We start from the raw sequence: 9,803 nt of genomic DNA on the forward strand, positions 1-9,803 counted from the left end.
CGCCCCGCCCACCCGTCTCCAGTGCCCCGGGCGCGCACCGATGAGCGCCCCGAGGCCACGCCTCCTGCTGGGTCTCGTGCACGCCGGCGCCGCCCTGCTCGTCGCCGTCTGCCTGGTCGACACCCTCGGCAGCGGCCTCACCGAACGCGGCACGGCCCTCGCCTTCGGGATCCTCGTCACCCTCGGCGAGCTCGCCCGCTGGACGGCAGCGGCGAGCCGGGAGGCCGCACCGCTCGGAGCCGCCGCCGCGCTGTCGTACGCCCTGCTGGGGGAGCACGACGGACAGCCCACCCAGCACGGCGTCGCCCAGGTGGTCTGCGTCGTCCTCGCCGCCGCCCTCCTCGGCAGCGTGCCGCACATCGCGCGCGGCCGACCCGTCCTCGACCACCTCGCCAGACGGGTGCTCACCGTCGGCTTCGCCGCCGTCTGCTTCCAACCGCTGTACAACCAGGGCACGTTCCACGGCTGGGGCACCGCCTACGCCCTGCTGCTGCTCGCGATCCTCGCCCTCACCGCCCTGTGCGACGCCCTGCTGGCCGCCGCGCTGGCGCACTCCCGCACCCGGTGGCCGTTCGGGCCGCTGCTGCGCGACGAGCTGCGGGCGACCCTCGGGATCGGTTCGGCCGTCTGCGCGACGGGCGCGGTGACGGCGCTCGCGGTCGCCGTGGCCGGGCTGTGGGCGCTGCCCGTCTTCTCCCTCCCTCTCCTGCTCACCCAGATGTCCCTGCGCCGGTACGCCGCCGTGCGGGCCACCTACCGGCAGACCATCGCCTCCCTCGCCCGGGCCACCGAGATCGCCGGGTACACCCCGGCCGGACACGCCCGGCGGGTGGCCGCGCTCAGCCGGGAGGTGGGCCGTGACCTGGGACTTTCCGAGGCTGAGCTCACCGTGCTCGAGTACGCGGCCCTGATGCACGACATCGGGCAGCTCAGCCTGGTCGACCCGGTGCCGGCCGGGGCGACGGCCGTACTGCCGGTGGAGGAGCAGCGGCGGATCGCGCTGCTGGGCGGGGCCGTCGTACGGCAGACCGGGGTGAATCCGCAGGTGGCGATGGTCGTGGAGCGGCTCGCCGACCCCTGCCCGGAGCAGCCGGTCGCCGCGCGGATCGTGCGGGCGGTCAACGCCTACGAGGAGAAGGCCCGCGACGCCGGGCCCGGCGGGCCGCTGCGGGCGCTGGAGGAACTGCGGCTCGGGACCGCCGGGGACTATGCGCCGGAGGTGGTGGGTTCGCTCGCACGGGTGCTGTCCAGAGACTGTCTGACACCCCCTGTGGTTGGGTAACCCATGGGTAATGAGCGCCCTTCCAGCCGTACGTGGTTGGATGCGAATGAGAGTGTGTCCGGGGGCGAGCACTAGCCAGCCCACTCCACGGAACTGGCAGGCGGGAATCGTGAGGATCTTCGGCAAGGGACGGCACCGGCCCTCCGCCTCCTGGCGGCAGGCCACCGACCGTGCGTTCACGCTCATCGGCGACGGCCGCTACGACGACGCGGGCGCGCTGCTGACACGGGCCGCCGATCTGGAGCCCTGGCTTTCGGAGTCCTGGTTCAACCTCGCCCTGCTGCACAAGTTCCGGCACGACTGGGAGCAGGCCCGCGCGGCCGGGCTGCGCGCCGTCGCGCTGCTCGACCGGGAGACCGGGGCGCCCGACTGGTGGAACGTCGGCATCGCGGCCACCGCCCTCCAGGACTGGCCGCTGGCCCGGCGGGCCTGGCAGGCGTACGGGCTGCGGGTGCCCGGCCCCGCGACCGACTCCGGTGAGCCGGTCGGGATGGACCTGGGCAGCGCGGCCGTACGGCTGTCCCCGGAGGGGGAGGCCGAGGTCGTGTGGGGGCGGCGGCTCGACCCCGCCCGGATCGAGGTGCTGTCCATCCCGCTGCCGTCCTCCGGGCGGCGCTGGGGCGAGGTCGTGCTGCACGACGGGGTGCCCCACGGGGAGCGGACCACGTCGGCGGGGCACGCCTATCCCGTCTTCGACGAGATCGAGCTGTGGGCGCCGTCGCCGGTGCCTACGTGGGTGGTGCTGCTGGAGGCTGCCACCGAGGCTGACCGGGACGCGTTGGAGCAGCTTGCTGCCGATGCCGGGTTCGCCGCGGAGGACTGGTCTTCTTCGGTGCGGCTGCTGTGCCGGATGTGTTCTGAGTCGCGGATGCCGTCTGATGAGGGGGACGGGGAGCATCTGGATCCGCATGATCACAGTGAGCCGGGGCATCCTGGGCCGCTGGGGCATCGGACGGATGGGCAGCTTTGGGTGCCGGAGCGGGAGTGTGGCGTTGCGGCGCCGGCCTCGTTGGTGCGGGGGTTGTTGGACGGGTGGGTTGCGGACAGCCCGGACTCGCGGGATTGGCGGGACTTGGAAGAGGTCTGCTAGTCGCCGTAGGGGCGGGGTGGTTCGCAGGCCGCGGGCCGTGCGTGGTTGATCGCGCCCACGCGGCGGAGCCGCATATTGACACAGCCCCGCGCCCCTATCGGGGCGCTCCCCGTACCCTGTATCAGCATCACACCCTCTGTTCTTGTGCAAGGAAGGCGATCCGTAGGTCATGGCCCAGCAGGACACCGAGCAGCAGCACGCGGGCGTGCTCCCCGTGGACGACGAGGGGTTCGTCGTCGACACCGAGGACACGGAGGAGCGCGAGAACGCCTGGCGTGAGCGCGGCACCTCGCGGCCGATCACCGTCGTCGGGAACCCGGTGCTGCACAAGGAGTGCAAGGACGTCACCGAGTTCGGCGCGGAGCTGGACCAGCTGGTGGCGGACATGTTCGCCTCGCAGCGCACCGCCGAGGGCGTCGGCCTCGCCGCCAACCAGATCGGCGTCGATCTGAAGGTCTTCGTCTACGACTGCATGGACGACGAGGGCAAGCGGCACGTCGGTGTCGTGTGCAACCCGAAGATCGTCGAGCTGCCCGCCGACCGGCGTCGGCTGGACGACAGCAACGAGGGCTGCCTGTCCGTGCCGACGGCGTACGCGCCGCTCGCCCGGCCCGACTACGCCGAGGTGACCGGGCAGGACGAGAAGGGCAACCCGATCAAGGTGCGCGGCACCGGGTACTTCGCTCGGTGTTTGCAGCACGAGACCGACCATCTGTACGGCTACCTCTACATCGACCGTCTCTCCAAGCGGGAGCGCAAGGACGCGCTGCGGCAGATGGCCGAGAACGAGCCCCGCTACCCCGTGGTCGCGAACGACTGAGGCTCCTCCAGCACCCTCACAAGTCACGTGTGTACGGCGCCTGTTCAGGTTCACCTCCTGACCAGGCGCCGTTCGCATGTTCGATCCCATTCAGGCAAATCCGTTCCCAGAACGGTCAGTTATGGTGCTGAATGGAAGGGCGAATGGCGGCTGAGGGGAGTTTGTTCGTGCATGCTTTCTCAGACAGCACCACAGCGACATCGACGGCGGTCCAGGTTCCACCGTCGCTCTCTCTCCCGGTGATCGAAACGGCGTTTCCCAGGCAACTCCATCCATATTGGCCCCGGCTGCAGGAGAAGACCCGCGCCTGGCTGCTGGAGAAGCGGCTGATGCCGGCCGACAAGGTCGAAGAACATGCCGACGGCCTTTGCTACACCGATCTCATGGCCGGGTACTACATGGGCGCCCCGGACAATGTCCTCCAGACGATCGCGGACTTCAGCGCCTGGTTCTTCGCCTGGGACGACCGCCACGACCGCGACATCGTCCATCACCGCCCGGCCGCCTGGCGGCGGCTCAGGTTCCGGTTGCACGCGGCGCTGGACTCTCCCGAGGATCATCTGCACCACCAGGATCCGCTGGTCGCGGGGTTCGCGGACAGTGTGGGGAGGCTGTACGCGTTTCTGCCCGGGACGTGGAACGCACGGTTCGCCCGGCATTTCCACCTGGTGATAGAGGCCTACGACCAGGAATTCCGCAACCGTGTCGAGGGGCGAATACCGACGGTCGAGGAATACCTCGAACTGCGTCGGCTCACCTTCGCGCACTCCATATGGACCGATCTACTGGAGCCGAGCGCCGGAACGGAACTTCCGGACTCCGTGAGAAATCATCCTTCCTTTCGGCGGGCGGCATTGCTGAGTCAGGATTTCGCCGCCTGGTACAACGATCTGTGTTCCTTCCCGAAGGAAGTTGCGGGCGCGGAGGTCCACAATCTGGGAATCAGCCTCATCGCGCACAAGGGGCTGACTCTCGAAGAGACGGTCGCGGAAGTGAGGCGCCGGGTCGAGGAATGTGTCGCCGATTTCCTCGTCGCCGAGCGCGAGGTTCTTCGATTCGCCGACTCCCTCGCCGACGGCACGCCGCGGGGAAGGGAGATCAGCGCCGCCGTGCGCGCCTGTGCCGGCAATATGCGCAACTGGTTCAGCTCGGTCTACTGGTTCCACCACGAGTCCGGCCGGTACCGCGTCGACAGCTGGGACGACCGGTCCACGCCCCCGTACGTCACCAACGAAGCGGCAGGTGAGCTATGACCACGGTCCTGGAACTGCGTGAACCACCCCTCGCCGGCGGCGGCGTTCCGCTTCTGGGCCACGGCTGGAGGATGGTCCGTGATCCGCTGGCCTTCATGGCGGCGCTGCGCGACCACGGCGACGTCGTGCGGATCAGGCTCGGTCCGAAGACCGTGTACGCCGTCACCACGCCCGAACTCACCGGAGCGCTGGCGCTGAGTCCCGACTTCCACATCGCCGGGCCGCTGTGGGAGTCCCTGGAAGCCCTGCTCGGCAGGGAGGGCGTGGCCACCGCCAACGGCCCCCGGCACCGCCGCCAGCGGCGCACCATCCAGCCCGCCTTCCGGCTCGACGCGATCCCCGGGTACGGGCCGATCATGGCGGAGGAGGCGCGGGCGCTGACCGAGCGCTGGCAGCCCGGCCGGACCGTCGACTGCACCGCCGAGGCGTTCCGGATCGCCGTGCGGATCGTCGCCCGCTGTCTGCTGCGCGGCGCGTACATGGACGAGCGGGCCGACCGGCTGTGCGCCGCCCTCGACGTCCTCTTCCGCGGGATGTACCGGCGGATGGTGATCCCGCTCGGGCCGCTCTACCGCCTGCCGCTGCCGGCCAACCGCAGGTTCAACGGCGCCCTGGCCGATTTTCATCTCCTGGTCGACGAGGTCGTCGCCGAACGCCGGGCATCCGGTCAAAAGCCGGACGATTTGCTGACGGCATTGCTCCAGGCCGAGGACGAGAATGGCGACCCCATCGGGGAGCAGGAGATCCATGATCAGGTCGTCGCGATATTCACCGCGGGCGCCGAAACCGTGGCCTCCACGATCTTGTGGCTGCTCCATGTCCTCGCGGAACACCCGGAACACGCGGACCGGATCTGCGCGGAGGTCGAATCCGTCACCGGCGGCCGACCCGTGGCATTCGAGGACGTCCGCCACCTGAGGCACACCAACAATGTCATCGTGGAGGCGATGCGTTTACGTCCGGCGATCTGGATTCTCACGCGACGGGCGGTGACCGATACATCACTCGGTGGCTATCGCATTCCAGCCGGGGCCGACATCGTATACAGCCCCTACGCCGTCCAGCGTGATCCGCGGTCGTACGTCCGCAACCTCGACTTCGACCCCGATCGCTGGCTTCCGGAACGCGCCAAGGACGTACCGAAATACGCCATGAGCCCGTTCGGCGTCGGCAATCGCAAGTGCCCGAGCGACCACTTCTCCATGGCGATGCTGACGCTGATCACGGCGGCGCTGGCCGGCAAGTACCGCTTCGAGCAGCTGCCCGCCTCGAACGACACGACCCGGGTGGGCATCACCCTGCACCCGCACACGCTGCTGCTGACGCCCGTGGCCCGGGAGTAGCCCGGGCCGCTCCGGCGGCTCAGGTCGCTTCGGCGGCTCAGGCCGCTTCGGGGCCCTGGAAGGTCCGTCGGTAGGCGTTCGGGGTGGTGCCCAGGGCGCGTACGAACTGATGGCGCAGCGCGGCCGCGGTGCCGAACCCGGTTCGACCGGCGATCGTGTCCACCGTCTCGTCCGTCGCCTCCAGCAACTCCTGGGCCAGCAGCACCCGTTGGCGCAGGATCCAGCGGTAGGGAGTCGTGCCGGTCTCCTGCTGGAAGCGGCGGGCGAAGGTGCGCGGGGACATCAGCGCCCGCTCGGCGAGCTGCTCGACGGTGACCTCCTCGTCGAGGTGCCGCTCCATCCACGCCAGCACCTCGCCGACCGTGTCGCACTGGGAGCGGGGCAGCGGGCGCTCGATGTACTGGGCCTGCCCGCCGTCCCGGTGCGGCGGCACCACCATGCGCCGGGCGATCTTGTTGGCGATCTCCGGCCCCTGTTCCTGCCGCACGATGTGGAGGCAGGCGTCGATTCCGGCGGCGGTGCCGGCGCTGGTGATCACGGACCCCTCGTCGACGTACAGCACGTCCGGCTCGATGATCGCCCTCGGGTTCCGCCGCGCCAGCTCCTCCGCCTGCCGCCAGTGCACACTGCAGCGCCGCCCGTCGAGCAGTCCGGCCGCGCCCAGCACGAAGACGCCGGAGCACACGCTGAGCACCCGTGCGCCCCGCTCGACGGCCCTGACCAGGGCGTCCAGCAGCTCGGGCGGGTAGTCGCGGGTGACGTACTCGCTGCCGGCCGGCACCGCGATCAGGTCGGCCTCCTCCAGCCGCTCCAGACCGTACGGCGTGGAGACGGAGAGTCCGCCGACATGGGTGCCCAGCGTCGGCCCCTCCGCCGAGACGACGGCGAAGTCGTACGTGGGCAGCCCCTCGTCGCTGCGGTCGATGCCGAACACCTCGCAGACGACGCCCATTTCAAAGAGATGTACCCCGTCGAGGAGGACGGCGGCGACGTTCTTCAACATGCTGCCAGTGTGCCTCGCGACTGGCAGTAAATCGAGGGTGTACGGCAGTCCTGCCACTGTTCGTAAGGAGTGTCTGGCGCGACAGTGGTGTCATGACTGCAGAACAGACACAGACACTGCTCGCCATGGTCGTCGTGCTCGGCATGTTCGTCCTCCTGGTCCTCCCGTCAGTGATCGGGATCGTGCACGACCGGCGCATCGACCGTCAGATCAGGGAGGCCCAGGAACGCGACAAGGCTCGGACTCAGAAGTCCTCGTCCAGGTCGACGGTGCCCTCCACCGCCACCTGGTACGCCGACGGGCGCCGCTCGAAGAAGTTGGTCAACTCCTGAACGCCCTGCAGCTCCATGAAGGAGAAGGGGTTCTCGGAGCCGTACACCGGAGCGAAGCCGAGGCGCGCGAGGCGCTGGTCGGCGACACACTCCAGGTACTGCCGCATCGAGTCGGTGTTCATGCCCGGGAGGCCGTCACCGCACAGGTCGCGCGCGAACTGCAGCTCGGCCTCGACGGCCTCCCTCAGCATGTCGGTGACCTGCTGCTGAAGCTCGTCGTCGAAGAGCTCCGGCTCCTCCTTGCGGACGGTGTCGACCACGTCGAACGCGAAGGACATGTGCATCGTCTCGTCGCGGAACACCCAGTTGGTGCCGGTGGCCAGACCGTGCAGCAGGCCCCGGCTGCGGAACCAGTAGACGTAGGCGAAGGCACCGTAGAAGAACAGGCCCTCGATGCACGCCGCGAAGCAGATCAGGTTGAGCAGGAAGCGACGCCGGTCCGCCTTGGTCTCCAGGCGCTCCAGCTTCTCGACCTCGTTGATCCACTTGAAGCAGAACTCGGCCTTCTCGCGGATGGAGGGGATGTTCTCGACGGCGTCGAAGGCGGCCGCCCTGTCCTCCGGATCGGGCAGGTAGGTGTCGAGCAGCGTCAGATAGAACTGGACGTGCACGGCCTCCTCGAAGAGCTGCCGGCTCAGATACAGGCGCGCCTCGGGTGAGTTGATGTGCTTGTACAGCGTCAGCACCAGGTTGTTCGCCACGATCGAGTCGCCCGTCGCGAAGAACGCGACCAGCCGGCCGATCATGTGCTGCTCGCCCTCGGACAGCTTCGCGAGGTCGGCGACGTCCGAGTGGAGGTCGACCTCCTCCACGGTCCAGGTGTTCTTGATGGCGTCCCGGTAGCGCTCGTAGAAGTCCGGGTAGCGCATGGGGCGAAGGGTGAGTTCGAAGCCCGGGTCGAGAAGGTTGGCGTTACGGGTACTCATTACTGGCAGGCCTCGCAGGACTCGGGGTTCTCAAGGGAGCAGGCGACGGCTTCCGGGTCGGCCGTCTGCTGTACGGGGATGGTGGCCGGGGACTGGCCCTGGGCGGCGCGGGCGATACGGGTCGCCGGGCGCGAGCGCAGGTAGTACGTCGTCTTCAGGCCCGACTTCCAGGCGTACGCGTACATCGAGGAGAGCTTGCCGATGGTCGGCGTCTCCAGGAACAGGTTCAGGGACTGCGACTGGTCCAGGAACGGGGTCCGGGCGGCGGCCATGTCGATGAGCCCGCGCTGCGGGATCTCCCACGCCGTGCGGTACAGGGCCCGTACGTCCGCCGGGATCCAGGCGAAGTCCTGCACCGAGCCGCCCGACTCGCGCAGCGCCTCACGGGTGCGGGCGTCCCAGACGCCGAGCGCCTTCAACTCGTCGACCAGGTAGGAGTTGACCTGGAGGAACTCGCCGGACAGCGTCTCGCGCTTGAACAGGTTGGAGACCTGCGGCTCGATGCACTCGTAGACACCGGCGATGGAGGCGATGGTGGCGGTGGGCGCGATGGCCAGCAGCAGGGAGTTGCGCAGCCCGGTCGCGGCGATACGGCCGCGCAGCGCGGCCCAGCGCTCCGGCCAGGTCAGCTCGGCGTCCGGGTAGTGGTCGGGGTGCAGGACACCCCTTGCCGTACGGGTCTTCTCCCAGGCCGGCAGCGGGCCGCTGCGCTCGGCGAGGTCGGCGGACGCCTCGTAGGCGGCGAGCATGATGCGCTCGGCGATGCGCGTGGAGAGCTGTTTCGCCTCCGCCGAGTCGAACGGCAGCCGCAGCTTGAAGAAGACGTCCTGAAGCCCCATCGCGCCGAGGCCGACGGGACGCCAGCGCGCGTTCGACCGGCCCGCCTGCTCGGTCGGGTAGAAGTTGATGTCGACGACACGGTCGAGGAAGGTGACGGCCGTGCGGACGGTGGCGTCCAGCCGCTCCCAGTCGATGTCGCCGGTCGCGGTGTCGACGAACGCGCCGAGGTTGACCGACCCCAGGTTGCAGACCGCCGTCTCCCCGTCGTCCGTGACCTCCAGGATCTCCGTGCAGAGGTTGGAGGAGTGGACGACGTGGCCCGGCAGGGCCGTCTGGTTGGCGGTGCGGTTGGCGGCGTCCTTGAAGGTCATCCAGCCGTTGCCGGTCTGCGCGAGGGTGCGCATCATGCGGCCGTACAGGTCACGGGCCGGGATGGTCTTCTTCGCGCGGCCCGCCTCCTCGGCCTTGCGGTAGGCGGCGTCGAACTCCTCGCCCCACAGGTCGACCAGCTCGGGCACGTCGGCGGGGGAGAACAGGCTCCACAGGCCGTCGGCATTGACCCGCCGCATGAACTCGTCCGGCACCCAGTGCGCCAGGTTCAGGTTGTGCGTACGGCGGGCGTCCTCACCGGTGTTGTCGCGCAGCTCCAGGAACTCCTCGATGTCGGAATGCCAGGTCTCCAGGTAGACCGCGGCGGCCCCCTTGCGCCGGCCGCCCTGGTTCACGGCGGCGACCGAGGCGTCGAGGGTCTTCAGGAACGGGACGATGCCGTTGGAGTGCCCGTTGGTGCCGCGGATGAGGGAGCCGCGGGAGCGGATTCGGCTGTACGACAGACCGATGCCGCCGGCGTGCTTGGAGAGGCGGGCGACCTGGTGGTAGCGGTCGTAGATGGAGTCCAGCTCGTCCTTGGGAGAGTCCAGGAGGTAGCAGGACGACATCTGGGGGTGGCGGGTGCCGGAGTTGAAGAGGGTGGG

The 9,803-nt window shown here is 69.3% G+C and carries 9 protein-coding genes; 6 read left to right on the plus strand and 3 right to left on the minus strand.

The features are described 5' to 3' along the window. The first annotated feature begins 40 nt into the window (after positions 1 to 40). The 5 genes from L0P92_RS37845 (at position 41) to L0P92_RS37865 (ending at position 5,788) form a co-directional block, all read left to right on the plus strand. Entirely contained in the window at positions 41 to 1,282 is a 1,242-nt protein-coding gene (locus tag L0P92_RS37845) for an HD-GYP domain-containing protein (RefSeq protein ID WP_234767629.1), read from the plus strand. 109 nt (positions 1,283 to 1,391) lie between these two features. Next, complete coding sequence (locus L0P92_RS37850) at positions 1,392 to 2,372, plus strand: tetratricopeptide repeat protein (RefSeq protein ID WP_234767617.1); 981 nt, start codon at positions 1,392 to 1,394, stop codon at positions 2,370 to 2,372. 169 nt (positions 2,373 to 2,541) lie between these two features. Next, positions 2,542 to 3,192: a peptide deformylase gene (def, locus tag L0P92_RS37855; RefSeq protein WP_234767618.1), complete on the plus strand. Its 651-nt coding sequence runs from the start codon at positions 2,542 to 2,544 to the stop codon at positions 3,190 to 3,192. A gap of 167 nt (positions 3,193 to 3,359) precedes the next feature. Continuing rightward, the gene (cyc1, locus tag L0P92_RS37860) at positions 3,360 to 4,445 is read left to right on the plus strand and encodes an epi-isozizaene synthase (RefSeq protein WP_234767631.1); all 1,086 of its coding nucleotides are present in this window, start codon (positions 3,360 to 3,362) and stop codon (positions 4,443 to 4,445) included. Next, positions 4,442 to 5,788 carry a bifunctional albaflavenone monooxygenase/terpene synthase gene (locus L0P92_RS37865; RefSeq protein WP_234767620.1) on the plus strand — a complete coding sequence of 449 codons (1,347 nt, stop codon included), beginning with the start codon at positions 4,442 to 4,444 and terminating at the stop codon, positions 5,786 to 5,788. The genes cyc1 and L0P92_RS37865 overlap by 4 nt, the downstream gene beginning before the upstream one ends. 37 nt (positions 5,789 to 5,825) lie before the next feature. Here the strand turns inward: L0P92_RS37865 and L0P92_RS37870 are convergent, their stop codons facing one another. Further along, positions 5,826 to 6,791 (minus strand): helix-turn-helix domain-containing protein, encoded by a 966-nt coding sequence (locus L0P92_RS37870; protein WP_234767621.1) that lies wholly within the window; start codon positions 6,789 to 6,791, stop codon positions 5,826 to 5,828. Positions 6,792 to 6,883: 92 nt separating this feature from the next. On the opposite strand from L0P92_RS37870, the gene L0P92_RS37875 reads away from it, so the two are divergent. After that, positions 6,884 to 7,123, plus strand: a complete 240-nt coding sequence (locus L0P92_RS37875) for a hypothetical protein (RefSeq protein WP_234767623.1) — start codon at positions 6,884 to 6,886, stop codon at positions 7,121 to 7,123. Here the strand turns inward: L0P92_RS37875 and L0P92_RS37880 are convergent. Next, positions 7,036 to 8,049, minus strand: a complete 1,014-nt coding sequence (locus tag L0P92_RS37880; protein WP_234767625.1) for a ribonucleotide-diphosphate reductase subunit beta — start codon at positions 8,047 to 8,049, stop codon at positions 7,036 to 7,038. The two genes, L0P92_RS37875 and L0P92_RS37880, sit on opposite strands and share 88 nt — an antisense overlap. Then, positions 8,049 to 9,803 (minus strand): ribonucleoside-diphosphate reductase subunit alpha (locus tag L0P92_RS37885; RefSeq protein ID WP_234767627.1); only part of this gene is annotated, 1,755 nt, incomplete at its 5' end. The genes L0P92_RS37885 and L0P92_RS37880, both read right to left, overlap by 1 nt.

Source organism: Streptomyces muensis (assembly GCF_021474425.1).
In the GTDB taxonomy this organism is placed as follows: Bacteria; Actinomycetota; Actinomycetes; order Streptomycetales; family Streptomycetaceae; genus Streptomyces; species Streptomyces muensis.